We start from the raw sequence: 24,684 nt of genomic DNA, 5'->3' as shown, positions 1-24,684 counted from the left end.
ACGTTCCGCGCGACATGGCAGCTGTTCGAATGTCTTCCGGGCAGGACCAGACGTCGGACGATTGCGCTCACCGAGCGCCCAACGGCTGCCGCTGTGCGGCTCTAGGGGATAGATGACTGAGTACGGCCGGGGTTCCGGCTCTCAACCGTGGCATCCCGAGGACCCTCTGTACGGGGACCGGGGATACGACGGGCAGCAGTACGCGCAGCCGCAGCCCCCCTACGGACAGCAGCAGCACTATCCCGAACAGCAGCAGTACGGCTGGGACCCCTCGCACACGGCGGGGGGCCAGTACGCCGGGAACGCCGGCGACCCGTACGCCGCGCAGCACACCGGCGGCTACGGCGACGGCCAGCAGGACCCCTACGGCGCTCCCGGCGGTTACCCGCAGGCAGAACATCCGCAGGCCCAGCACCCGCAGTCTCCGCAGCACCCCCAGGCGCAGCAGCAGACCCCGTACGTGGGCGAGCAGCGGCAGGGGCAGCACGAACAGCTCCGGCAGCCGCAGGCCCCCGCGGGCCCCGCCGGCGACGAGTGGCGCACCGAGCCCGACGAGGAGAAGCTCTCCTTCTTCGACGACGACCCGGCGGACCACGGCCCCGACGCGGAAGACGACGCCGAGGCGGCCGACGAACCCCGGGGCCGGGGCCGTGAGCGCCGCGGCAAGGGCAAGGGCAAGAAGAACAAGCGGCGCAGCGGCACGGCCTGCCTGCTGGTCGCCGTCGTGCTCGTCGGCGTCGTGGGCGGTGGCGGCTACCTCGCCTACGACTACTGGCAGAGCCACTTCGGGCCCGCCCCCGACTACGAGGGCGAAGGCGACGGCCAGGTCCAGGTCGAGATCCCCAAGGGCTCCAGCCTGACGCAGATGGGCCAGGCCCTGGAGAAGGCCGGCGTCGTCAAGAGCGTCGGTGCCTTCACCGAGGCCGCGGCCAAGAAGTCCATCCAGCCGGGCACGTACACGCTGCGCAAGGAGATGTCCGGCGCGGCGGCCGTCGCGATGATGACCGACTCCGGCAACTTCCTCACCCTCCGCGAGGGCATCAGGGCCGCCGACGTCTACGCCGCGATCGACAAGAAGCTCGAACTCAAGGCGGGCACCACCAAGGAGGTCGCCAAGAGCCAGGTGAAGAACCTGGGCCTGCCCGACTGGGCGGGCGGCGACCCGAACCTGAAGGACCCGCTGGAGGGCTTCCTCTTCCCGTCGCAGTACAGCGCCGGCAAGGGCACCAAGCCGGAGGACATTCTGCGGCAGATGGTGGCCCGGGCGAAGAAGAACTACGACGAGCAGGACCTGGCGGGCAAGGCCAAGGACCTGGGCCTGAAGTCCCCGCTCCAGGTCATCACCGTCGCCAGCCTCGTCCAGGTCGAGGGCAAGTACAAGCACGACTTCGACAAGATCTCCCGGGTCATCTACAACCGGCTCAAGCCGGACAACAAGGAGACCTACGGCCTGCTCGACTTCGACTCGACGGTCAACTACGCCAGGAGCCAGAGCACCCTCGACACCGGCGCCGTCAGCGACCTGCGCAAGTTCAAGGACCCGTACAACACGTACAACGTCAAAGGCCTGCCGCCGGGGCCGATCAGCAACCCCGGCATGGACGCGCTGAAGTCGGCCCTGGAGCCCACGCCGGGCCCCTGGTACTACTTCGTGTCGGTCAACGAGAACGAGACGCTGTTCGCGGTGACCAACGAGGAGCACAACAAGAACCGCCAGCGGTACGAGCAGGAACACAAGAAGGCCGGCTCATGACCACGCAGCGCCGGGCGGCCGTCCTCGGCTCGCCCATCGCCCACTCGCTCTCCCCGGTCCTGCACCGCGCCGCCTACGCGGAGCTGGGCCTGACGGAGTGGACGTACGACCGTTTCGAGGTCGACGAGGACGGGCTGTGCGCGTTCGTCGAGGGCCTCGACGACACGTGGGCCGGGCTCTCCCTCACCATGCCGCTCAAGCGGGCCGTCATCCCGCTGCTCGACGAGATCAGCGCCACCGCGGAGTCGGTCGAGGCCGTCAACACCGTCGTCCTCACCGAGGACGGCCGCCGGCTCGGCGACAACACCGACATCCCCGGCATCACGGCCGCCCTGCGGGAGCGCGGCATCGACAAGACGGACTCGGCCGCCGTCCTCGGCGCCGGCGCCACCGCGTCCTCGGCCCTCGCCGCCCTCGCCCGCGTGTGCACCGGCGAGGTCACCGCCTACGTCCGCAGCGCCGAACGCGCCGCCGAGATGCGCCACTGGGGCGAACGGCTCGGCGTGTCCGTGCGCACCGCCGACTGGTCCCGCGCCGCGGAGGCGCTCACCGCGCCGCTGGTGATCGCCACGACCCCCGCCGGGGCCACGGACGCACTGGCCGAAGCGGTCCCCGAGCACCCGGGCACGCTCTTCGACGTGCTCTACGAACCGTGGCCGACGCCTTTGGCCGCCGCCTGGGCGCACCGCGGCGGCACGGTCCTGGGCGGCCTGGACCTCCTGGTGCACCAGGCGGTCCTCCAGGTCGAGCAGATGACGGGCCGCGCGCCCGGCCCCCTGGCGGCCATGCGGGCCGCCGGCGAGGCGGCGCTGGCGGCGCGCGGCGCGTGACGGCGCACGGCTGGAGGCGTCGAGCCCGGCCGATTCGCGCCTCTGCGCGCCCCGGGCGTTTCGCGCCGTAGTCCTGGATCCCGGCGCGTTCCGCTTGGTGGACCCCGCACCTGCGGGGTGGGCGGCAGCGGATTCCGCTGCTGCCCGCATTGTGTCCACATGCGTCCGTCCCTTGGACCTGCGCCCTGATCCCGCCCCGGCTCGTGGGAGGATCGAGGCAGCATTTCGCATGGCCCAGGCACTGAGGAGCACCGTTGAGCAGGTTGCGCTGGCTGACCGCGGGGGAATCGCACGGCCCCGCACTCGTGGCGACGCTGGAGGGTCTTCCCGCCGGCGTGCCGATCACCACGGACATGGTGGCCGACCACCTGGCCCGGCGGCGCCTCGGCTATGGACGCGGCGCGCGGATGAAGTTCGAGCGCGACGAGGTCACCTTCCTCGGCGGCGTCCGCCACGGCCTGACGATGGGCTCCCCGGTCGCGGTCATGGTGGGCAACACCGAGTGGCCCAAGTGGGAGAAGGTCATGTCGGCCGACCCCGTGGACCCCGCCGAGCTGGCGGACCTGGCCCGTAACGCCCCGCTGACCAGGCCGCGCCCGGGCCACGCCGACCTGGCGGGCATGCAGAAGTACGGTGTGGCCGACGCCCGCCCGATCCTCGAGCGCGCCTCCGCCCGCGAGACCGCCGCCCGCGTGGCCCTCGGCGCCGTCGCCCGTTCCTTCCTCAAGGAGGCGGCCGGCATCGAGATCGTCTCCCACGTCGTGGAGCTCGCCGCCGCCAAGGCCCCCTACGGCGTGCACCCCCGGCCCTCCGACGTCGAGAAGCTGGACGCCGACCCGGTGCGCTGCCTGGACGAGGCCGCGAGCAAGGCGATGGTCGCCGAGATCGACCAGGCCCACAAGGACGGCGACACCCTCGGCGGCGTCGTCGAGGTCCTCGCCTACGGCGTACCCGTGGGCCTGGGCTCCCACGTCCACTGGGACCGGCGCCTGGACGCCCGGCTGGCCGCCGCCCTGATGGGCATTCAGGCCATCAAGGGCGTCGAGGTCGGCGACGGCTTCGAGCTGGCCCGTGTCCCCGGCTCGAAGGCCCACGACGAGATCGTCCCCACCGAGGACGGCATCCGCCGCGCCTCAGGCCGCTCCGGCGGCACCGAGGGCGGCCTGACCACCGGCGAGCTGCTGCGCGTGAGGGCCGCCATGAAGCCCATCGCCACCGTCCCGCGCGCCCTGGCCACGGTCGACGTGACCACCGGCGAGCCCACCCAGGCCCACCACCAGCGCTCCGACGTGTGCGCCGTCCCGGCGGCCGGCATCGTCGCCGAGGCCATGGTGGCGCTCGTCCTGGCGGACGCGGTCGTGGAGAAGTTCGGCGGCGACAGCGTCACCGAGACCCGCCGCAACGTCCAGGGCTACCTCGACAACCTGGCCATCAAGTGACCCCGCCCGTCGTCGTCCTGGTCGGCCCCCCCGGGGCCGGCAAGTCCACGATCGGCGCCCTGCTCGCCGAGCGGCTGGGCACGGGCTACCGGGACACCGACGCCGACGTCGAGCAGCTCGCCGGCAAGCCCATCCCGGAGATCTTCATCGACGAGGGCGAGCCGCACTTCCGCGAGCTGGAGCGGCAGGCCGTGCGCACCGCCGTGGCCGAGCACCCCGGGGTGCTCGCCCTCGGCGGCGGCGCCGTCATGGACGCCGGCACGCGCGCCCTGCTCACGGGCCTGCCCGTGGTGTTCCTCGACGTCGAACTGGCCGACGCCGTCCACCGCGTGGGCCTGGACGCCCCGCGCCCGCTGCTCGCTGTCAACCCGCGCAAGCGGTGGCGCGAGCTGATGGAACAGCGCCGCCCGCTCTACACCGAGGTCGCCCGCGCCGTCATCGGTACCGGCGGCCGCACCCCGGCCCAGGTCGCCGACGCCGTACTCGAGGCGCTGCGGCTGCCCCGGGACCGTACCCACGACATCACGCAGTGAGGAACGCATGACCGACGCCCCCACCCGCATCCAGGTCGCCGGCAGCGCGGGCACCGCGCCGTACGAGGTCCTGGTCGGCCGCCGGCTGCTGGGCGAGCTGCCCGGCCTGATCGGCGACAAGGCCAAGCGGGTCGCCGTGCTGCACCCGGAGGCCCTCGCCGAGACGGGGGAGGTGCTGCGCCAGGACCTCGCCGAGCAGGGCTACGAGGCCATCGCGATCCAGCTCCCCAACGCCGAGGAGTCCAAGACGGTCGAGGTCGCCGCCTACTGCTGGAAGGCGCTGGGCCAGACCAACTTCACCCGCACCGACGTCATCGTCGGCGTCGGCGGCGGCGCCACCACCGACGTGGCGGGCTTCGTGGCCGCCACCTGGCTGCGCGGGGTGCGCTGGATCGCCGTGCCCACCACCGTGCTCGGCATGGTCGACGCGGCCGTGGGCGGCAAGACCGGCATCAACACGGCCGAGGGCAAGAACCTCGTCGGCGCCTTCCACCCGCCGGCCGGCGTCCTGTGCGACCTGGCGGCCCTGGAGTCGCTGCCGGTCAACGACTACGTCAGCGGTCTCGCCGAGATCATCAAGGCGGGCTTCATCGCCGACCCGGCCATCCTGGAGCTGATCGAGGCCGACCCGCAGGCGGCGCGCGACCCCAAGGGCCCGCACACCGCCGAGCTGATCGAGCGCGCCATCCGCGTCAAGGCCGAGGTCGTCTCCTCCGACCTCAAGGAGTCGGGCCTGCGCGAGATCCTCAACTACGGCCACACGCTCGCCCACGCCATCGAGAAGAACGAGCGCTACAACTGGCGCCACGGCGCCGCCGTGTCCGTCGGCATGGTCTTCGCCGCCGAGCTCGGCCGGATCGCCGGCCGCCTGGACGACGCCACCGCCGACCGGCACCGCGCCGTTCTCACCTCCGTGGGCCTGCCCGTCACCTACCGCGGTGACCAGTGGCCCAAGCTGCTGGAGACGATGAAGGTCGACAAGAAGACCCGCGGCGACCGGCTGCGCTTCATCGTCCTCGACGGCCTCGCCAAGCCGACGGTCCTGGAGGGCCCGGACCCGGCGATGCTGCTGGCGGCCCACGCGGAGATCGCCGCGTGAACGGCGCGAGCGGGCGTCGGGTCCTCGTCCTCAACGGGCCCAACCTGGGCCGGCTCGGCTCGCGCGAGCCCGACGTCTACGGCTCGACGTCCTACGAGGGGCTCGTCGAGGCATGCACCGCGCTGGGCACGGAGCTCGGCTTCGCCGTCGAGGTCCGCGAGACCAACGACGAGGGCGAGCTGGTGCGCTGGCTGCACGAGGCCGCCGACGGCGCGCTGCCGGTGGTCATCAACCCCGGGGCGTTCACGCACTACTCGTACGCCATGCGCGACGCGGCGGCGCAGCGCACGGCGCCGCTCATCGAGGTGCACATCTCGAACCCGTACGCGCGCGAGGAGTTCCGGCACACCTCCGTGATCGCGGCGGTCGCCAGCGGGACGGTCGCGGGGTTCGGCATCGGCTCCTACCGGCTGGCGCTGCGTGCGCTCGCGGAGGAACTCGGCGGCTGAGCGGGCCGTTTCCAGTGCGGCGGCCCAGGGGGAGGACCGGGGGGAGCTTACTCTCCGGTACTCTCCCGTCTGGCCGGCGCGGGTCGGTGCCCGCGTCCCACCACCTCGCGCCAGTCGCCCGTACGAGACGGAGTGCCACCGGATGCAGTACCCCGCGGGACCGCCGCTGCCGCCAGCGCAGCCCCCGATGCCGGCCGCGCCCCCGCCCCGGCCGGAGCCGGTCGCGGTGCACGACCCCTCCACCGCCCCCGTCGCGGTGCTCCTCATCGGTCCGGCCGGCGCCGGCAAGACCACCGTGGCCCGGTACTGGGCGGACACGCGCCGGGTGCCCACGGCCCACATCAGCCTCGACGACGTCCGCGAGTGGGTGCGCTCGGGCTTCGCCGACCCCCAGTCCGGCTGGAACGACCACTCCGAGGCGCAGTACCGGCTCGCCCGCCGCACCTGCGGCTTCGCCGCCCGCAACTTCCTCGCCAACGGCATCTCGTGCATCCTCGACGACGCCGTCTTCCCCGACCGGCCCGTGGTCGGCCTCGGCGGCTGGAAGCGGCACGTCGGCCCCGGGCTGCTGCCCGTCGTGCTGCTGCCGGGCCTGGAGGTCGTCCTGGAGCGCAACGCCGAGCGCTCGGGCAACCGCAGGCTCAGCGACGAGGAGGTGGCCCGCATCCACGGCCGGATGGCGGGCTGGTACGGCTCGGGCCTGCCCATCATCGACAACTCCCAGCAGGACGTGGCCACCACCGCCCGCCTCCTGGACGAGGCCGTGGCCCGGGCCCTGACCGGCTGGTAGCCCGGCCGTCCGGCCGCCACCGCCCGGTCGGAGGCGCTGGGAAGGCCGGAATCCGCCGCCGAACGTACGCTCGGAGGCATGTCCGAGGTGTACGCGGCACGGCGGGCGCGGCTGCGCGAGTGGTGCGAGGCGGGCGGCAGCGAGGCCGCCCTGGTCTCCGGCGGCGCCAACGTCCGGTACCTGGTGGGCGGCGCGCCGGCCGGTGCCGCGCTGCTCCTCGGCCCGGACCGGGACGTGCTGGTGTGCGCGAGCGACCCCTTCGCGGACGCGACGGGCGGCAGCAGGCCTGCCGACGACCTGCCGGTGCTGGTCCTGCCCACCCCGGACGGCGATCCCGCGGTCGCGGGGGCCGAGCGGGCCGTGGAGGCCGGGGCCCGGTCGCTCGCCGTCGAGGAGCACCACCTGACCGTCACCCGGCACCGTGCGGTGCGCTCCGTCGCGGCCCGGGCGCGGCTGAACGACCTGGGCACGGCCGTGGAGCAGCAGCGGGTGATCAAGGACGACGAGGAGATCTCGACGCTGCGGATCGCCGCCGAGATCGCCGACCAGGCCCTGGGAGAGCTGCTGGAGTCGATACTGGTCGGGCGGACCGAACGCCACCTCGCGCTGGAGCTGGAGCGCCGGCTGATCGACCACGGCGCCGACGGGCCGGCCTTCGCCACCTCGGTGGGCGCCGGGCCCAATTCCGGGCGCGCCGGTCACGTGCCGACCGACCGCAGGGTGGAGGAGGGCGACTTCCTCAGCGTCTGCCTGGGCGCCCTCTACCGCGGCTACCGCAGTGAGATCGCCCGGACGTTCGTCATAGGGTCCTCCCCGGCGGACTGGCAGATCGAGCTGTACGACCAGGTCTTCGCAGCCCAGCGGGCCGGTCGGGAGGCGCTCGCGCCGGGCACCGCCTACCGCGACGTGGACCGGGCGGCGAGGGTCGTCCTGGAGGCCGCGGGGCACGGCGAGCGCCTCGGACCGCGGATCGGCCACGGCGTGGGACTCGAAAACGACGAGGACCCTCGGCTGTCGCCGTCGGCAATGGGTAAACTGGACGCTTGCGTGCCGGTCACCGTAGATCCGGGAGTCCACCTCCCGGGGCGCGGCGGAGTCCGGATCGATGACACGCTCGTCGTCCGCCCCGAGGCGGACGGCGGACCCGAGCTACTCACCATCACGACCAAAGAGCTGCTCGCGCTCTAGCCGGCGCACCGCACTTTCTGGTTCCACCAGTCCAGGAGATTCCGCAACCGTGGCATCCACGAACGACCTCAAGAACGGCATGGTGCTCAAGCTCGAAGGCGGCCAGCTCTGGTCCGTCGTCGAGTTCCAGCACGTCAAGCCCGGCAAGGGCCCCGCCTTCGTCCGCACGAAGCTGAAGAACGTGCTCTCCGGCAAGGTCGTCGACAAGACCTTCAACGCCGGCGTGAAGGTCGAGACGGCCAACGTCGACAAGCGCGGTATGCAGTTCTCGTACATGGACGGCGACTACTTCGTGTTCATGGACATGGACACGTACGACCAGCTGCACATCGACCGCAAGACGGTCGGTGACGCCGCCAACTTCCTGCTCGAGGGCTTCGAGGCCGTCGTCGCGCAGAACGAGGGCAGCGTCCTCTACGTCGAGCTGCCGGCCGCCGTCGAGCTGACCGTCAAGCACACCGACCCCGGTGTCCAGGGCGACCGCTCCACCGGTGGCACCAAGCCCGCCACCCTGGAGACCGACTACGAGATCCAGGTCCCGCTCTTCATCACCACGGGTGAGAAGATCAAGGTCGACACCCGCTCCGGTGAGTACCTCGGTCGGGTGAACAGCTAACCGTGGCCGCTCGTAGCAAGGCCCGTAAGCGCGCCTTCCAGATCCTCTTCGAGGCCGACCAGCGTGACAGCACCGTGCAGAACGTGCTCGCGGACTGGATCCGGCACTCGCGGTCCGACGACCGCCAGCCGCCCGTCAACGAGTACACGATGCGGCTGGTCGAGGGCTATGCGGAGCATGTCGCCCGGATCGACGAGCTGATCGCGACGTACGCGGTCGACTGGGACCTGGACCGGATGCCCGCCGCCGACCGGAGCATCGTCCGGCTCGGTGCGTACGAGCTGATCTGGGAGGACGAGACCCCGGACGCGGTGGCGATCGACGAGGCCGTGCAGCTCGCCAAGGAGTTCTCCACCGACGACTCGCCGGCCTTCGTCAACGGCCTGCTGGGCCGTTTCAAGGAGCTCAAGCCGAGTCTCCGGCGCGAGGGCCGCTAAGAGGCGCCCAGGCCCTCACAGGGACCGTGAGGGCCGCACACGGCACAAACGGCCGGGGGCGGGGAGAACCCGAAAGGGTTTCCCCGCCCCCGGCCGTTTGTCATATCGCCGGGACGAGCCGTCAGGCGTCCTCGTGCTGGACCGCGCGACGCGCGTCGGCGTCGAGGACGCCCCAGCTGATGAGCTGCTCGGTCAGGACCGAGGGCGACTGGTCGTAGATCACGGCGAGGGTGCGCAGGTCGTCCTGGCGGATCGACAGCACCTTGCCGTTGTAGTCGCCGCGCTGGCTCTGGATGGTCGCGGCATAGCGCTGGAGCGGGCCCGCCTTCTCGGCCGGGACGTGGGCGAGGCGCTCCAGGTCCAGGACCAGCTTCGGCGGGGGCTCGGCGGCGCCGCCGGGCGTGGTGCCGGGCAGCAGTTCCTGCACGGGCACGCCGTAGAAGTCGGCCAGCTCGGCCAGGCGCTGCACGGTCACGGCACGGTCGCCGCGCTCGTACGAACCCACTACGACGGCCTTCCAGCGCCCCTGGGACTTCTCCTCGACGCCATGAAGGGAGAGGCCCTGCTGGGTGCGGATGGCGCGGAGCTTGGCCCCGAGCTGTTTGGCGTATTCGCTGGACATAAAGCTCCCCGGACGAAGACTGGTAACTCACTGTGAGGTTACGCAGCGTAATCTCGGTTCGTCAAGCCGAATGGTTCACCGCCTGGGCCGTCAGGGGACCGGGGCCGGTGGACGCCCGTTCTCCTGGTACGGTGAACAGGTAAATCCGACGTCCTTTAATGTCCGTCCCGTGAGGCGGAGAAGGAGGTCCGTTTCGTATGGACGCAATTCCCAGCGCGCGTCCCGTGCTCGAAGCACCGGACATCGCCCGGGTTCTCACCCGAATCGCTCACGAGATCGTCGAGCGCGCCAAGGGCGCCGACGACGTCGTCCTCCTCGGCATTCCCACCCGTGGCGTCTTCCTCGCCCACCGGCTGGCGGCCAAGCTCGAGGACATCACCGGAGGCAAGACCCCGGTCGGCTCCCTCGACATCACCATGTACCGCGACGACCTGCGGCTGCGCCCGGCCCGTGCCCTCGCCCGGACCGAGATCCCCGGTGAGGGCATCGACGGCAGACTGGTGATCCTGGTCGACGACGTGCTGTTCTCCGGCCGCACGATCCGCGCCGCGCTCGACGCGATGAACGACATCGGGCGCCCCCGCGCCGTCCAGCTCGCGGTCCTCGTCGACCGCGGCCACCGCGAACTCCCGATCCGCGCCGACTACGTCGGAAAGAACCTCCCCACGTCGCTGCGGGAGACGGTCAAGGTCCAGCTCACCGAGGAGGACGGGCGCGACAGCGTGCTCCTCGGCGTGCGCGAGACCGCCCCGGCCGACGCGCAGTAGCGGTGCCAGGACGGACCCGGTGACCCCGGGGCCGTCGGTCCGCACGCCCGTCCGCACCCCCGCACACCTCCTCAACCACGGAGCAACCGGATGCTGCACCTCTCCGGGGGGAGCCCCCGAACCCCAGGCCACCTGATCTCGGCGGCCGACCTCTCCCGCGACGACGCCGTCCTGATCCTCGACACCGCCGAGGAGATGGCCCGGGTCGCCGACCGGCCGATCAAGAAGCTGCCGACCCTGCGCGGCCGCACCGTCGTGAACCTCTTCTTCGAGGACTCGACGCGCACCCGCATCTCCTTCGAGGCCGCCGCCAAGCGGCTGTCGGCCGACGTCATCAACTTCTCCGCCAAGGGCTCCTCGGTCTCCAAGGGCGAGTCCCTCAAGGACACCGCCCTGACCCTGGAGGCGATGGGCGCCGACGCCGTGGTCATCCGCCACCACGCCTCCGGCGCGCCCTACCGCCTGGCGACCTCCGGCTGGATCGACGGGGTCGTCGTCAACGCCGGCGACGGCACCCACGAGCACCCGACCCAGGCCCTGCTGGACGCCTTCACCATGCGCCGCCGGCTGATCGGCCCGGACGCCGGACTGGGCCAGGACCTGTCGGGCCGCCGGATCACGATCGTCGGGGACGTCCTGCACAGCCGCGTCGCCCGCTCCAACGTCCACCTGCTGGGCACCCTCGGCGCCGAGGTCACCCTCGTCGCGCCGCCCACCCTGGTGCCGGTCGGCGTGGAGAGCTGGCCCTGCGAGGTCAGCTACGACCTCGACCAGGTGCTGCCGAAGTCCGACGCCGTGATGATGCTGCGGGTGCAGCGCGAGCGGATGAACGCCGCGTTCTTCCCGACCGAGCGCGAGTACGCCCGCCGCTACGGCCTGGACGGCGACCGCATGGCCCGGATGCCGGAACACGCCGTCGTGATGCACCCCGGCCCGATGAACCGGGGAATGGAGATCACCGCCGAGGTCGCCGACTCGGACCGCTGCACGGCCGTCGAGCAGGTGGCCAACGGCGTCTCGATCCGCATGGCCGTGCTCTACCTGCTGCTCGGCGGCTCCGAGCCGGCCGTCACGAACAACGCCACCGCCCGCACCGAGGAGAACAAGTAGCCATGACGAAGATCCTGATCCGTGGTGCGAAGGTCCTCGGCGGCGAGCCGCAGGACGTGCTGATCGACGGCGAGACCGTCGCCGCGGTCGGCACCGGCCTCGACGCCGGTGACGCGACCGTGATCGAGGCGGCCGGCAAGATCCTGCTGCCCGGCCTGGTCGACCTGCACACCCACCTGCGCGAGCCCGGCCGCGAGGACTCCGAGACCGTCCTCACCGGCACGCGCGCCGCCGCGAGCGGCGGCTACACCGCCGTCTTCGCCATGGCCAACACCTTCCCCGTCGCCGACACCGCCGGCGTCGTCGAGCAGGTCTGGCGCCTGGGCAAGGAGTCCGGCTACTGCGACGTGCAGCCCATCGGCGCCGTCACCGTGGGCCTTGAGGGCAAGCAGCTCTCCGAGCTCGGCGCCATGCACGACTCCGCCGCCGGCGTCACCGTCTTCTCCGACGACGGCAAGTGCGTCGACGACGCCGTGATCATGCGCCGAGCCCTGGAGTACGTGAAGGCCTTCGGCGGCGTCATCGCCCAGCACGCGCAGGAGCCCCGGCTCACCGAGGGCGCCCAGATGAACGAGGGCGTCGTCTCCGCCGAGCTGGGCCTGGGCGGCTGGCCGGCCGTCGCCGAGGAGTCGATCATCGCCCGTGACGTGCTCCTCGCCGAGCACGTCGGCTCGCGGGTGCACATCTGCCACCTGTCCACGGCAGGCTCGGTCGAGATCGTCCGCTGGGCCAAGTCGCGCGGCATCGACGTCACCGCCGAGGTCACCCCGCACCACCTGCTCCTCACCGACGAGCTCGTGCGGTCCTACAACCCCGTGTACAAGGTGAACCCGCCGCTGCGCACCGAGCGCGACGTCATGGCCCTGCGCGAGGCCCTGGCCGACGGCACGATCGACATCGTGGCCACCGACCACGCCCCGCACCCGCACGAGGACAAGGACTGCGAGTGGGCCGCGGCCGCCATGGGCATGGTGGGCCTGGAGACCGCGCTGTCCGTCGTCCAGCAGACGATGGTCGAGACCGGGCTGCTGGACTGGGCCGGTGTCGCCGAGCGCATGTCGTTCAAGCCCGCCAGCATCGGCGGCCTCGCCGGTCACGGCCGCCCCATCGCCGTCGGTGAGCCCGCCAACCTCACGCTCCTCGATTCCGCTTACCGTGGTGTCGTGGACCCCGCGGGCTTCGCCTCCCGCAGCCGCAACACCCCCTACGAGGGCCGCGAGCTGCCGGGACGCGTCACCCACACCTTCCTGCGGGGCCGGGCGACGGTCGTGGACGGGAAACTCGCGTGACACCTGCACTGATCAATCTGGCGGCCGAGCAGAAGTCTGCGGCCGTCACCGACTGGGCCGCACGGATCGGCTGGGTCGTCGGACTGCTGCTCTTCATCGCGCTGCTGTACTGGCTGATGCGCGAGGGCTGGAAGTGGCGCGGCACGCTCCAGGGCGACCTGCCCGAGCTGCCCGCCGCCCCCGCCGGGACCGGTGAGCCGCAGCTGACGATGACGGGCCGCTACCACGGCTCCACCACCGCCGGCGAGTGGCTCGACCGCATCGTGGCGCGGGGCCTGGGCACCCGCAGCCGGGCCGAGCTCACCCTGACGGAGCAGGGCGTCGCCGTCGTACGGCCCGGCGCCCAGGACTTCTTCATCCCCGCCGCCGCCCTGCGCGGAGCCCGCCTCGACAAGGGCATCGCGGGCAAGGTCCTCGCCGAGGGCGGCCTGCTGGTGATCACCTGGCAGCACGGCGACAAGACCATCGACTCCGGCTTCCGGTCCGACCGGGCCGCCGGGCACACGGCCTGGGTGGAGGCCCTCACGGCCCTCGCCCCCTCGCACGACCAGCACAGCAACGACATGGAAGGCGCACGATGACGACCTCCACCAGGGGAGCCGCGAAGGCTCCCGCCGTACTCGTCCTGGAGGACGGCCGTACATTCCGCGGCCGCGCCTACGGGGCCGTGGGGGCGACCTTCGGCGAGGCCGTGTTCTCCACCGGCATGACCGGCTACCAGGAGACCCTGACCGACCCCTCCTACCACCGCCAGGTCGTCGTCATGACGGCCCCGCACGTCGGCAACACCGGCGTCAACGACGAGGACCCCGAGTCCGGCCGCATCTGGGTCGCCGGCTACGTCGTCCGCGACCCCGCCCGCGTCCCGTCGAACTGGCGCTCGCGCCGCTCCCTGGACGAGGAGCTCGCCCGCCAGGGCGTCGTCGGCATCAGCGGCATCGACACCCGCGCCCTGACCCGCCACCTGCGCGAGCGCGGCGCCATGCGCGTCGGCATCTTCTCCGGCGAGACGCTGCCCGACGCGGCCGCCATGCTCGACGAGGTGCGCCGGGCCCCCGAGATGAAGGGCGCCGACCTCGCCGCCGAGGTCGCCACCAAGGAGGCGTACGTCGTCCCCGCGATCGGCGAGAAGCGCTTCACCGTCGCCGCGATCGACCTGGGCATCAAGGGCATGACCCCGCACCGGATGGCCGAGCGCGGCGTCGAGGTGCACGTCCTGCCCGCCACCGCCACGGTCGAGGACGTCTACGCCGTCGACCCCGACGGCGTGTTCTTCTCCAACGGCCCCGGCGACCCCGCCACCGCCGAGCACCCGGTCGCGGTGATGCGCGAGGTCCTCTCCCGCAAGACCCCGCTGTTCGGCATCTGCTTCGGCAACCAGATCCTCGGCCGGGCCCTCGGCTTCGGCACCTACAAGCTGAAGTACGGCCACCGCGGCATCAACCAGCCCGTGCAGGACCGCACGACCGGCAAGGTCGAGGTCACCGCGCACAACCACGGCTTCGCCGTCGACGCCCCGCTCGACAAGGCGACCGACACGCCCTACGGCCGGGTCGAGGTCTCCCACGTGTGTCTCAACGACGACGTGGTCGAAGGCCTCCAGCTGCTCGACCAGCCGGCGTTCAGCGTCCAGTACCACCCCGAGGCAGCCGCAGGCCCGCACGACGCCGCGTACCTGTTCGACCGCTTCGTCTCCCTGATGGAGGGCCAGCGTGCCTAAGCGCACCGACATCCAGTCCGTTCTGGTCATCGGCTCCGGCCCGATCGTCATCGGCCAGGCCGCGGAGTTCGACTACTCCGGCACCCAGGCCTGCCGCGTGCTGAAGTCCGAGGGCCTGCGGGTCATCCTCGTCAACTCCAACCCGGCCACGATCATGACCGACCCGGAGATCGCCGACGCCACGTACGTCGAGCCGATCACCCCCGAGTTCGTCGAGAAGATCATCGCCAAGGAGCGCCCCGACGCCCTCCTGCCCACCCTCGGCGGCCAGACCGCGCTCAACACCGCGATCTCGATGCACGAGAACGGCGTCCTGGAGAAGTACGACGTCGAGCTCATCGGCGCCAACGTCCAGGCCATCCACAAGGGCGAGGACCGCGACCTGTTCAAGGGCGTCGTCGAGGCCGTCAACGCCAAGATCGGCCACGGCGAGTCCGCCCGCTCGGTCATCTGCCACACCATGGACGAGGTCCTCGCGGGCGTCGACACCCTCGGCGGCTACCCGGTCGTCGTCCGCCCCTCCTTCACCATGGGCGGCGCCGGCTCCGGCTTCGCCCACGACGAGGAGGAGCTGCGCCGCATCGCCGGCCAGGGCCTCACGCTCTCCCCGACCACCGAGGTGCTCCTGGAGGAGTCCATCCTCGGCTGGAAGGAGTACGAGCTGGAGCTGATGCGCGACAAGCACGACAACGTCGTGGTCGTCTGCTCCATCGAGAACTTCGACCCCATGGGCGTGCACACCGGTGACTCCATCACCGTCGCCCCGGCGATGACGCTCACCGACCGCGAGTACCAGATCCTGCGGGACGTCGGCATCGCGATCATCCGCGAGGTCGGCGTCGACACCGGCGGCTGCAACATCCAGTTCGCGGTCAACCCCGAGGACGGCCGGGTCATCGTCATCGAGATGAACCCCCGCGTCTCGCGCTCCTCGGCGCTCGCCTCCAAGGCCACCGGCTTCCCGATCGCCAAGATCGCCGCCCGGCTGGCCGTCGGCTACACGCTGGACGAGATCCCCAACGACATCACCGAGAAGACCCCGGCGTCCTTCGAGCCCACGCTCGACTACGTCGTGGTCAAGGCGCCCCGCTTCGCGTTCGAGAAGTTCCCGGCCGCCGACGCCACCCTCACCACGACCATGAAGTCGGTCGGCGAGGCCATGGCCATCGGCCGCAACTTCACCGAGGCCCTGCAGAAGGCGCTGCGCTCGCTGGAGAAGAAGGGCTCGCAGTTCGACTTCGTCTCCGAGCCCGGCGACAAGGCCGAGCTGCTGGAGAAGGCGGTCCGTCCCACCGACGGCCGGATCAACACCGTCATGGCCGCCATCCGCGCCGGCGCCACCCCGGAGGAGGTCTTCGACGCGACGAAGATCGACCCGTGGTTCGTCGACCAGCTCTTCCTGATCAAGGAGATCGCCGACGAGCTGGCCGCCGCCGAGAAGCTCCTTCCCGAGCTGCTGGCCGAGGCCAAGCGCCACGGCTTCTCCGACGCCCAGATCGCCGCGATCCGCGGCCTGCGCGAAGACGTCGTCCGCGAGGTCCGCCACGCCCTCGGCGTCCGCCCGGTGTACAAGACGGTCGACACCTGCGCCGCCGAGTTCGCCGCGAAGACCCCGTACTTCTACTCGTCCTACGACGAGGAGTCCGAGGTCGCGCCGCGCGAGAAGCCCGCCGTGATCATCCTGGGCTCCGGCCCGAACCGCATCGGCCAGGGCATCGAGTTCGACTACTCCTGCGTCCACGCCTCCTTCGCGCTGAGCGAGGCCGGCTACGAGACCGTGATGGTCAACTGCAACCCCGAGACCGTCTCCACCGACTACGACACCTCCGACCGGCTCTACTTCGAGCCGCTCACCCTGGAGGACGTCCTGGAGATCGTCCACGCCGAGCAGCAGGCCGGCCCCGTCGCGGGCGTCATCGTCCAGCTCGGCGGCCAGACGCCGCTGGGCCTGGCCCAGGCGCTCAAGGACAACGGCGTGCCGATCGTCGGCACCTCGCCCGAGGCCATCGACCTCGCCGAGGAGCGCGGCGCCTTCGGCCGCGTGTTGACCGAGGCCGGGCTGCCCGCGCCGAAGTACGGCACCGCCTACTCCTTCGACGAGGCCAAGGGTATCGCCGCCGGCATCGGCTACCCGGTGATGGTCCGCCCGTCCTACGTCCTGGGCGGCCGCGGCATGGAGATCGTCTACGACGAGCCCTCCCTGGCCGGCTACCTGGAGCGGCACGCCGGTCTGATCTCCGAGCACCCGGTCCTCATCGACCGCTTCCTCGACGACGCCATCGAGATCGACGTCGACGCGCTCTACGACGGCCACGAGCTCTACCTCGGCGGCGTCATGGAGCACATCGAGGAAGCCGGCATCCACTCCGGCGACTCCGCCTGCGCGCTGCCCCCGATCACCCTCGGCGGCTACGACATCAAGCGCCTGCGCGCCTCCACCGAGGCCATCGCCAAGGGCGTCGGCGTGCGTGGCCTGATCAACATCCAGTTCGCCATGGCCGGCGACATCCTCTACGTCCTGGAGGCCAACCCGCGCGCCTCCCGCACCGTGCCCTTCACCTCGAAGGCCACCGCGGTGCCGCTGGCGAAGGCCGCCGCCCGGATCTCCCTGGGCGCCACCGTCGCCGAGCTGCGCGCGGAGGGCATGCTCCCGGCGCAGGGCGACGGCGGCACGCTGCCGCTGGACGCGCCGATCTCCGTCAAGGAGGCCGTCATGCCGTGGTCGCGCTTCCGCGACATCCACGGCCGCGGCGTCGACACCGTCCTCGGCCCGGAGATGCGCTCCACCGGCGAGGTCATGGGCATCGACACGGTCTTCGGCACGGCGTATGCCAAGTCGCAGGCCGGCGCGTACGGCGCCCTGCCCACCAAGGGCCGCGCCTTCGTCTCGGTGGCCAACCGGGACAAGCGGTCGATGATCTTCCCGGCCCGTGAGCTGGTCGCCCACGGCTTCGAGCTGCTGGCCACCTCCGGCACGGCCGAGGTGCTGCGCCGCAACGGCATCAACGCCACCGTCGTGCGCAAGCAGAGCGAGGGCGAGGGCCCGAACGGCGAGAAGACCATCGTCCAGCTCATCCACGAGGGCCAGGTCGACCTGATCGTCAACACCCCCTACGGCACCGGCGGCCGCCTCGACGGCTACGAGATCCGCACCGCCGCCGTCGCCCGGGCGGTGCCGTGCCTGACCACGGTCCAGGCGCTCGCCGCCGCCGTCCAGGGCATCGACGCCCTGACGCGGGGCGAAGTCGGCGTCCGCTCCCTCCAGGAGCACGCGGAACATCTGACCGCCGCGCGCGAGGCGTAGGGCCAAGGAGGGGGACACCGGAAGGTGTCCCCCTCTTCTTGAGCCCCCACGCCCCCCGCCCCCTCGCTCAGAAGGCTGGAAATGTACCGTCTGTTCTTCGACCTGATCTTCAAGCGCATGGACCCCGAGAAGGCCCACCACCTGGCCTTCGCCTGGATCCGCGGCGTCGCCCGCGTGCCCGTCCTGCGCACCTTCGTCGCGGCCGTCCTCGCCCCCCGCCACAAGGCGCTGCGCATCGAGGCCCTGGGCCTGCGCATGCACGGCCCCTTCGGCCTGGCCGCCGGCTTCGACAAGAACGCCGCCGCGGTCGACGGCATGACCATGCTCGGCTTCGACCACGTCGAGATCGGCACCGTCACCGCCCAGCCGCAGCCCGGCAACCCCAAGAAGCGCCTCTTCCGCCTCGTCGCGGACCGCGCGCTCGTCAACCGCATGGGCTTCAACAACGACGGCTCGGCCGCCGTGGCACAGCGCCTGGCGGCCCGCAAGGAAGTCTTCCGCACCACCGTGGGCGTCAACATCGGCAAGACCAAGGTCGTGCCGGAGGAGGAGGCCGTCGCCGACTACGTCGCCTCCACCGAGCGCCTCGCCGCCCACGCCGACTACCTCGTCGTCAACGTGTCCTCACCGAACACGCCCGGGCTGCGCAACCTCCAGGCCACCGAGGCGCTGCGCCCGCTGCTCGCGGCCGTCCGCGAGGCCGCCGACCGCACGGTCACCGACCGCCGCGTCCCCCTCCTGGTGAAGATCGCCCCCGATCTCGCCGACGAGGACGTCGACGCCGTCGCCGACCTCGCCGTGGAGCTGGGCCTGGACGGCGTCATCGCCACCAACACCACCATCGCCCGCGAGGGCCTGGGTCTTAAGACCCCCCAGCGCACCGTCGAGGCCATCGGCGCCGGCGGCCTGTCCGGCGCCCCCCTCAAGGCGCGCTCCCTGGAGGTCCTGAGCCGCCTGTACGCCCGCGTGGGCGACCGGATCACCCTGGTGGGCGTGGGCGGCGTCGAGAGCGCCGACGACGTCTGGGAGCGCATCCTGGCCGGCGCCACGCTGGTCCAGGGCTACAGCGCCTTCGTCTACGAGGGCCCGTTCTGGTGCCGCCGCATCCACGACGGCCTGGCCGAGCGCCTCGCCGCGAGCCCCTACGCCACCCTCGCCGAGGCCGTCGGCGCGGCCGCGCGCGAGACGAGCGGGCAGGCCGCGTGAGGCACCACCTGCCCCGCACCGTCCCGGCCGTGTGCCCGCGCCCCCAGACCTCCGGAGGAAACCCGTGACCCCCACCCCCGCCGAGCCCTTCGGCGCCCGCCTGCGCCGCGCCATGGACGAGCGCGGACCGCTGTGCGTCGGCATCGACCCGCACGCCTCGCTGCTCGCCGACTGGGGCCTGTCCGACGACATCGCCGGCCTTGAGCGCTTCGCGATGACCGTCGTGGAGGCCCTGGCCGACCGCGTCGCCGTCCTCAAGCCGCAGTCGGCCTTCTTCGAGCGCTTCGGCTCGCGCGGCGTCGCCGTCCTCGAGCGCGCGGTGGCCGATTCCCGCGCCGCCGGGGCGCTGGTGCTGATGGACGCCAAGCGCGGCGACATCGGCTCCACCATGGCCGCGTACGCCGCGACGTACCTCGACCCGGCCTCGCCGCTGTTCTCCGACGCCGTCACCGTCAGCCCCTACCTCGGCTACGGCTCGCTGCGCCCGGCGCTGGACCTGGCCCGCGAGAGCGGCACCGGCGTCTTCGTCCTCGCCCTCACCTCGAACCCCGAGGGCGCCGAGGTCCAGCACGCGGTGCGGGCCGACGGCTCGACGGTCGCCGCCACGATGCTCGACCACCTGCGGGCCGAGAACGCCGGCGCGGCCCCCCTGGGGTCGTACGGCGCCGTCGTCGGGGCGACGCTGGGCACCACGCTCGGCGCGGCGGGTGCGGATCTGGCCATCAACGGGCCGCTGCTCGCCCCCGGCATCGGCGCGCAGGGCGCCACCGCCGCCGACCTGCCGAAGGTCTTCGGCGCGGCCGTGCGGGACGTCGTGCCGAACGTCAGCCGGGGCGTGCTGCGGCACGGTCCCGACGTCGCCGCCCTGCGCGAGAGCGCCGCGCGGTTCGCCGGTGAGGTGCGTGAGGCGGCGGCCGCTTAGGCCGCCGAGGCGGCTACAGGAACGCGGCAACGTCAAAATTGTCGGTCATTATGCCCGGAAAAGTCCTGGTCGAGCGAGTCTGACCAGGACTTTTCGTCTGTTCTCGCTGACTGGAGCGGGATCGGCCGCTAGTCTCCGACGAGAGCGAACGTGCAAGCGCGTTGCTCGTTGCTCCCCAGGTGTGGGCCGACTAGGTTCCTCACCGGTCCGTATCCGACAGTTCGACATCCGAGGTGACGTAGGCGTGGCTCTTCCGCCCCTTACCCCTGAACAGCGCGCAGCCGCGCTCGAAAAGGCCGCCGCGGCTCGCCGGGAGCGCGCCGAGGTCAAGAATCGGCTCAAGCACTCCGGCGCCTCGCTGCACGAGGTCATCAAGCAGGGCCAGGAGAACGATGTCATCGGCAAGATGAAGGTCAGCGCCCTGCTGGAGAGCCTTCCCGGTGTGGGCAAGGTCCGTGCCAAGCAGATCATGGAGCGGCTCGGGATCTCCGAGAGCCGCCGGGTGCGCGGGCTGGGCTCGAACCAGATCGCTTCTCTTGAGCGTGAGTTCGGCAGCAAGGCCGCCTGACGGCGGCCTCGCGGCCGCCTGCAGACGGCCCGGCGTTCCCAGGCACTCCCGGGAACCGGGATAATCGCTGCATGAGTACTGCAGTCTCCCGGGGGACGTCCCCCGTCCCCCCGGCCAGACAACCGCGGCTGACCGTGCTCTCCGGCCCCTCCGGGGTCGGTAAGAGCACGGTCGTCGCCCATATGCGCAAGGCCCACCCCGAGGTGTGGCTCTCTGTCTCCTGCACCACCCGCAAGCCGCGCCCCGGTGAGCGGGAAGGTGTCCAGTACTTCTTCGTGGACGACGAGCAGTTCGACAAGCTCATCGCCAACGGCGAGCTGCTGGAGTGGGCGGAGTTCGCGGGCAACCGCTACGGCACGCCCCGCAAGGCCGTGCTCGACCGCCTTGAGGCGGGGGAGCCCGTGCTGCTGGAGATCGACCTCCAGGGGGCCCGGCAGGTCCGCGAGACCATGCCGGACGCCCAGCTGGTCTTCCTGGCTCCGCCCAGCTGGGAGGAGCTGGTCCGCCGGCTCACCGGCCGCGGCACCGAGTCGCCCGAGGTCATCGAGCGGCGGCTGGCGGCGGCGAAGGTGGAGCTGGCGGCGGAGGCCGAGTTCGACACGACGCTGGTCAACACCTCCGTCGAGGACGTTGCGCGTGAGCTGCTAGCCTTGCTTCGCTGAACATCTTTCTTCACCCCCCTTCGGAAGGCAGAGAGTGTCCTCTTCCATCACCGCGCCCGAGGGCATCATCAACCCGCCGATTGATGAGCTGCTCGAGGCCACGGACTCGAAGTACAGCCTCGTGATCTACGCCGCCAAGCGCGCGCGCCAGATCAACGCGTACTACTCGCAGCTCGGCGAGGGCCTGCTGGAGTACGTCGGTCCGCTGGTGGACACCCACGTCCACGAGAAGCCGCTCTCCATCGCGCTCCGCGAGATCAACGCGGGCCTGCTGACCTCCGAGGCCGTCGAGGCCCCGGCGCAGTAAGCATCGATTTTCCGTCACCGAGGGCCCGGCAGGGCACCGCCCGGCGTCAGCCGGAGGAGCGACTGCCGGGCCCTTGGTGTGTCATGGGGCCTGTACGGTCCGTACGTACGGGCGAGAGCCGCGTACGGAGAACTGCGTACGGACGAGAGCGCGGGGAGAGGCGAACGATGGACAAGCCCAAGGTCGTCCTGGGGGTCAGCGGCGGGATCGCCGCCTACAAGGCGTGCGAGCTGCTGCGGCGCCTCACCGAGTCGGGACACGACGTGCGCGTGGTGCCCACGGCGTCGGCGCTGCAGTTCGTCGGTGAGGCCACGTGGTCCGCGCTGTCGGGCCACCCCGCCGCCACCGAGGTGTGGGAGAGCGTCCACGAGGTGCCCCACGTGCGGATCGGCCAGCAGGCCGACCTGGTGATCGTGGCCCCCGCCACCGCCGACATGCTGGCCAAGGCCGCGCACGGCCTGGCCGACGACCTGCTGACCAACACCCTCCTGACCGCGCGCTGCCCCGTGGTCTTCGCGCCCGCGATGCACACCGAGATGTGGGAGAACCCGGCCACCCAGGAGAACGTGGCGACCCTGCGCCGCCGCGGTGCGGTCGTCATCGAGCCCGCCGTCGGCCGGCTGACCGGCGTCGACACCGGAAAGGGCCGCTTCCCCGACCCGGCCGAGCTCTTCGAGGTCTGCCGCCGGGTGCTGGCCCGGGGCGCCCGCCCGGCGGACGCCGACCTCGCGGGCCGTCCCGTGGCCGACCTCGCCGGCCGGCACGTCGTCATCAGCGCCGGCGGCACCCGAGAGCCCCTCGACCCCGTCCGCTTCCTGGGGAACCGTTCCTCCGGCAAGCAGGGGTACGCCCTGGCCCGCACCGCCGTCGCGCGGGGCGCGCGCGTCACGCTCGTCGCCGCCAACAGCGAGCTGGCCGACCCGGCCGGGGCCGACGTGGTGCGCGTGGGGACGGCCGTGCAACTGCGTGAGGCCGTGCTCAAGGCGGCCGCGGACGCCGACGCCGTGGTCATGGCCGCCGCCGTGGCCGACTTCCGGCCGGCCCACTACGCGACCGGCAAGATCAAGAAGCGCGACGGGCAGGAGCCCGACCCGATAGCCCTGGTCCGGAATCCGGACATCCTGGCGGAGCTCTCCGCGGACCGCCCGCACCCGGGCCAGATCGTCGTGGGCTTCGCCGCCGAGACCGACGACGTCCTCGCCAACGGTCGCGCCAAGCTGGCCCGCAAGGGTTGTGACCTGCTGGTCGTCAACGAGGTGGGGGAGCGCAAGACCTTCGGCTCGGAGGAGAACGAGGCCGTGATCCTCGCCACTGACGGCGCGGAAACGATCATTCCGCACGGCCCCAAGGAAGACCTCGCCGACACGGTCTGGGATCTGGTGGCGACCCGTCTGGCCTAAAGCCGCCGCCCATGGGCCTCCTGGGATCCAGGGGGCAGGTGTCGCAGGTCACGCTGGTTGTGATGGCAGGCGGGATGCCCGAAGCTCGAGAACGCCGGATAAACTGGCAAACGGATCCGCGGTGAGCGCAGCTCTTGCCCGGGTCCATCAATGATCAGCCAGCAGCCGCTGCAACCCCAGGGAGCGATGTGTCCCGCCGCCTGTTCACCTCGGAGTCCGTGACCGAGGGTCACCCCGACAAGATCGCTGACCAGATCAGCGACGCCATTCTCGACGCCCTCCTCAAGGAGGACCCGACGTCCCGCGTCGCCGTCGAGACCCTGATCACCACCGGCCTGGTCCACGTGGCCGGTGAGGTGACCACCAAGGCCTACGCGCCGATCGCCTCGCTCGTGCGCAACAAGATCCTCGAGATCGGCTACGACTCCTCGAAGAAGGGCTTCGACGGCGCGTCCTGCGGCGTCTCGGTCTCCATCGGCGCGCAGTCCCCGGACATCGCCCAGGGTGTCGACACGGCCTACGAGAACCGGGTCGAGGGCGACGAGGACGAGCTCGACAAGCAGGGCGCGGGCGACCAGGGCCTGATGTTCGGCTACGCCTGCGACGAGACCCCCGAGCTGATGCCGCTGCCGATCCACCTGGCACACCGGCTCTCCCGCCGCCTGTCCGAGGTCCGCAAGAACGGCACCATCCCCTACCTGCGCCCGGACGGCAAGACCCAGGTCACCATCGAGTACGACGGCAACAAGGCCGTGCGCCTGGACACCGTGGTCGTCTCGTCGCAGCACGCCTCCGACATCGACCTGGACTCTCTGCTGGCACCGGACATCCGCGAGTTCGTCGTGGAGCACGTCCTCAAGGAGCTGGTCGAGGACGGCATCAAGCTGGACACCGAGGGCTACCGCCTGCTGGTGAACCCGACCGGCCGCTTCGAGATCGGCGGCCCCATGGGCGACGCCGGCCTCACCGGCCGCAAGATCATCATCGACACCTACGGCGGCATGGCCCGCCACGGTGGCGGCGCCTTCTCCGGCAAGGACCCGTCCAAGGTCGACCGCTCGGCCGCCTACGCGATGCGCTGGGTCGCGAAGAACGTCGTCGCCGCCGGCCTGGCCGCCCGCTGCGAGGTCCAGGTCGCCTACGCGATCGGCAAGGCGGAGCCGGTGGGCCTGTTCGTCGAGACCTTCGGCACGAACACGGTCGACACGGACAAGATCGAGCACGCCATCGGCGAGGTCTTCGACCTCCGCCCGGCCGCGATCATCCGCGACCTCGACCTGCTGCGCCCGATCTACTCCCAGACCGCCGCGTACGGCCACTTCGGCCGTGAGCTCCCCGACTTCACGTGGGAGCGCACGGACCGCGTGGAGGCGCTGCGCAAGGCTGTGGGGCTGTAAGCGGGCCCGCACCGCTTCGACGGCCCCGGACCGAATCGGTCCGGGGCCGTCGCGTTGTGCCCGGGGGAACGCCGTGCCGCCTCCGGCACAGCGGGTGAACGCCGTGGCGCCGCACGACCCCGCGCGGGTGGCCTCGTGCCCGCCCTCCCGGGGCGAAGGCCGCGGCTGCTTTGGTGGAGCGCGCGCGAGCGCGCTGTGAAACTCTCTCGCCGCTGCCGCCGACCCGCTCCGGAGGGCCTTCGCGCGATGACGCCCCTGTCAGTGCTCTCTGCTAAG

Annotated in this window: 24 protein-coding genes; 23 read left to right on the top strand and 1 reads right to left on the bottom strand. The window is 71.7% G+C overall.

All coding sequences use genetic code 11. The features are described from left to right. The first annotated feature begins 112 nt into the window (after positions 1-112). The 10 genes from mltG to nusB all read left to right on the top strand — a co-directional run bounded on the left by mltG (position 113) and on the right by nusB (position 9,134). Complete coding sequence (gene mltG, locus CYQ11_RS05110) at positions 113-1,753, top strand: endolytic transglycosylase MltG (RefSeq protein WP_099197658.1); 1,641 nt, start codon at positions 113-115, stop codon at positions 1,751-1,753. Then, entirely contained in the window at positions 1,750-2,583 is an 834-nt protein-coding gene (locus CYQ11_RS05105) for a shikimate dehydrogenase (protein ID WP_099197657.1), read from the top strand. The genes mltG and CYQ11_RS05105 overlap by 4 nt, the downstream gene beginning before the upstream one ends. A 254-nt stretch (positions 2,584-2,837) precedes the next feature. Further along, positions 2,838-4,022, top strand: a complete 1,185-nt coding sequence (gene aroC / locus CYQ11_RS05100; RefSeq protein WP_099197656.1) for a chorismate synthase — start codon at positions 2,838-2,840, stop codon at positions 4,020-4,022. Further along, on the top strand, positions 4,019-4,555 hold the full coding sequence (locus CYQ11_RS05095) for a shikimate kinase (protein WP_104650962.1): 537 nt from the start codon (positions 4,019-4,021) through the stop codon (positions 4,553-4,555). The genes aroC and CYQ11_RS05095 overlap by 4 nt, the downstream gene beginning before the upstream one ends. Positions 4,556-4,562: 7 nt before the next feature. Further along, the gene (aroB, locus tag CYQ11_RS05090; protein WP_099197654.1) at positions 4,563-5,654 is read left to right on the top strand and encodes a 3-dehydroquinate synthase; all 1,092 of its coding nucleotides are present in this window, start codon (positions 4,563-4,565) and stop codon (positions 5,652-5,654) included. After that, positions 5,651-6,103, top strand: a complete 453-nt coding sequence (aroQ, locus tag CYQ11_RS05085; RefSeq protein WP_099197653.1) for a type II 3-dehydroquinate dehydratase — start codon at positions 5,651-5,653, stop codon at positions 6,101-6,103. The genes aroB and aroQ overlap by 4 nt, the downstream gene beginning before the upstream one ends. 142 nt (positions 6,104-6,245) lie before the next feature. Then, positions 6,246-6,893, top strand: coding sequence for an AAA family ATPase (locus CYQ11_RS05080; RefSeq protein ID WP_240003139.1), 648 nt, complete (start codon positions 6,246-6,248; stop codon positions 6,891-6,893). A 78-nt stretch (positions 6,894-6,971) separates the two neighbouring features. Then, a complete protein-coding gene (locus tag CYQ11_RS05075; protein ID WP_099197652.1) occupies positions 6,972-8,081 on the top strand; it encodes an aminopeptidase P family protein in 1,110 nt (369 codons plus the stop codon). Between the two features lie 49 nt (positions 8,082-8,130). Further along, on the top strand, positions 8,131-8,697 hold the full coding sequence (gene efp, locus CYQ11_RS05070) for an elongation factor P (RefSeq protein ID WP_099197651.1): 567 nt from the start codon (positions 8,131-8,133) through the stop codon (positions 8,695-8,697). 2 nt (positions 8,698-8,699) lie between these two features. Further along, positions 8,700-9,134: a transcription antitermination factor NusB gene (gene nusB, locus CYQ11_RS05065; RefSeq protein ID WP_099197650.1), complete on the top strand. Its 435-nt coding sequence runs from the start codon at positions 8,700-8,702 to the stop codon at positions 9,132-9,134. Between the two features lie 121 nt (positions 9,135-9,255). On the opposite strand, the gene bldD is transcribed toward nusB, so the two are convergent. Further along, complete coding sequence (gene bldD / locus CYQ11_RS05060) at positions 9,256-9,756, bottom strand: transcriptional regulator BldD (RefSeq protein ID WP_004948690.1); 501 nt, start codon at positions 9,754-9,756, stop codon at positions 9,256-9,258. Positions 9,757-9,953: 197 nt separating this feature from the next. Between bldD and pyrR the strand changes: the two genes are divergently transcribed. From pyrR to metK, 13 genes are all read left to right on the top strand, one after another. Continuing rightward, positions 9,954-10,523 carry a bifunctional pyr operon transcriptional regulator/uracil phosphoribosyltransferase PyrR gene (gene pyrR, locus CYQ11_RS05055; RefSeq protein WP_099197649.1) on the top strand — a complete coding sequence of 190 codons (570 nt, stop codon included), beginning with the start codon at positions 9,954-9,956 and terminating at the stop codon, positions 10,521-10,523. Between the two features lie 90 nt (positions 10,524-10,613). Further along, positions 10,614-11,633, top strand: a complete 1,020-nt coding sequence (locus tag CYQ11_RS05050; RefSeq protein ID WP_099197648.1) for an aspartate carbamoyltransferase catalytic subunit — start codon at positions 10,614-10,616, stop codon at positions 11,631-11,633. Between the two features lie 2 nt (positions 11,634-11,635). Further along, positions 11,636-12,922 carry a dihydroorotase gene (locus CYQ11_RS05045; protein ID WP_099197647.1) on the top strand — a complete coding sequence of 429 codons (1,287 nt, stop codon included), beginning with the start codon at positions 11,636-11,638 and terminating at the stop codon, positions 12,920-12,922. Beyond that, positions 12,919-13,503: a PH-like domain-containing protein gene (locus CYQ11_RS05040; RefSeq protein WP_099197646.1), complete on the top strand. Its 585-nt coding sequence runs from the start codon at positions 12,919-12,921 to the stop codon at positions 13,501-13,503. The genes CYQ11_RS05045 and CYQ11_RS05040 overlap by 4 nt, the downstream gene beginning before the upstream one ends. Further along, positions 13,500-14,642: a glutamine-hydrolyzing carbamoyl-phosphate synthase small subunit gene (gene carA, locus CYQ11_RS05035; protein ID WP_099197645.1), complete on the top strand. Its 1,143-nt coding sequence runs from the start codon at positions 13,500-13,502 to the stop codon at positions 14,640-14,642. The genes CYQ11_RS05040 and carA overlap by 4 nt, the downstream gene beginning before the upstream one ends. Next, entirely contained in the window at positions 14,635-17,946 is a 3,312-nt protein-coding gene (gene carB / locus CYQ11_RS05030) for a carbamoyl-phosphate synthase large subunit (protein ID WP_099197644.1), read from the top strand. The genes carA and carB overlap by 8 nt, the downstream gene beginning before the upstream one ends. Positions 17,947-18,027: 81 nt before the next feature. Further along, the gene (locus CYQ11_RS05025) at positions 18,028-19,152 is read left to right on the top strand and encodes a quinone-dependent dihydroorotate dehydrogenase (RefSeq protein WP_099197643.1); all 1,125 of its coding nucleotides are present in this window, start codon (positions 18,028-18,030) and stop codon (positions 19,150-19,152) included. A gap of 64 nt (positions 19,153-19,216) precedes the next feature. Further along, positions 19,217-20,074: an orotidine-5'-phosphate decarboxylase gene (pyrF, locus tag CYQ11_RS05020; RefSeq protein ID WP_099197642.1), complete on the top strand. Its 858-nt coding sequence runs from the start codon at positions 19,217-19,219 to the stop codon at positions 20,072-20,074. Positions 20,075-20,318: 244 nt separating this feature from the next. Beyond that, positions 20,319-20,642 (top strand): integration host factor, encoded by a 324-nt coding sequence (locus CYQ11_RS05015; RefSeq protein ID WP_099197641.1) that lies wholly within the window; start codon positions 20,319-20,321, stop codon positions 20,640-20,642. A 71-nt stretch (positions 20,643-20,713) separates the two neighbouring features. Then, positions 20,714-21,304 (top strand): guanylate kinase, encoded by a 591-nt coding sequence (gene gmk / locus CYQ11_RS05010; RefSeq protein WP_099197640.1) that lies wholly within the window; start codon positions 20,714-20,716, stop codon positions 21,302-21,304. A 34-nt stretch (positions 21,305-21,338) separates the two neighbouring features. Continuing rightward, positions 21,339-21,611: a DNA-directed RNA polymerase subunit omega gene (gene rpoZ / locus CYQ11_RS05005; RefSeq protein ID WP_030360466.1), complete on the top strand. Its 273-nt coding sequence runs from the start codon at positions 21,339-21,341 to the stop codon at positions 21,609-21,611. A 167-nt stretch (positions 21,612-21,778) separates the two neighbouring features. Beyond that, positions 21,779-23,011 (top strand): bifunctional phosphopantothenoylcysteine decarboxylase/phosphopantothenate--cysteine ligase CoaBC, encoded by a 1,233-nt coding sequence (gene coaBC, locus CYQ11_RS05000; RefSeq protein WP_099197639.1) that lies wholly within the window; start codon positions 21,779-21,781, stop codon positions 23,009-23,011. A 188-nt stretch (positions 23,012-23,199) separates the two neighbouring features. After that, positions 23,200-24,408, top strand: a complete 1,209-nt coding sequence (gene metK, locus CYQ11_RS04995) for a methionine adenosyltransferase (RefSeq protein WP_099197638.1) — start codon at positions 23,200-23,202, stop codon at positions 24,406-24,408. Positions 24,409-24,684: the final 276 nt, after the last annotated feature.

It is taken from the genome of Streptomyces cinnamoneus, from assembly GCF_002939475.1.
Classification (GTDB): Bacteria; Actinomycetota; Actinomycetes; order Streptomycetales; family Streptomycetaceae; genus Streptomyces; species Streptomyces cinnamoneus_A.
Note: the sequence above shows the minus strand (reverse complement) of the source record. Positions and strands in the feature narration are given on the sequence as shown.